The organism is Pseudoalteromonas sp. T1lg48 (genome assembly GCF_002964785.1).
Classification (GTDB): Bacteria; Pseudomonadota; Gammaproteobacteria; order Enterobacterales; family Alteromonadaceae; genus Pseudoalteromonas.
In genome coordinates this window covers 43,132-43,480 of the sequence record NZ_PQCC01000021.1, presented here as the reverse complement: position 1 = coordinate 43,480, position 349 = coordinate 43,132, and the positions used below count along the sequence as shown (strand labels likewise).

General features: G+C 43.3%; 1 rRNA gene. It reads left to right on the top strand.

Annotated features, from left to right (window positions below):
* Nucleotides 1–182: 182 nt before the first annotated feature.
* Nucleotides 183–297, top strand: a 5S ribosomal RNA gene (rrf, locus tag C2M29_RS13595).
* Nucleotides 298–349: the final 52 nt, after the last annotated feature.

Below are 349 nucleotides of genomic sequence, written 5' to 3'. Positions count from 1 at the left end.
CGTTAAGCTAACCTGTACTAATTACCCGTGAGGCTTAACCATACAACACCAAAATGGTGTGAGACTGTTAAGTTAGAAGTTAGAAATTAAAGACTGAAGTAGACACATTACTTATTGCTTTGAAATAAAGAGCAGCTTTCCGAATTAATACTGATTGCGACAGCGATTAGTAACCAGCTTTGCTTGGTGACAATAGCGTTCTGGACCCACCTGACCCCATGCCGAACTCAGAAGTGAAACGGAACTGCGCCGATGATAGTGTGGCATTTGCCATGTGAAAGTAGGTCATCACCAGGCTCCTAATTAAAGAAACCCGTTGCAGCTATGCAGCGGGTTTTTTGCTTTCTGG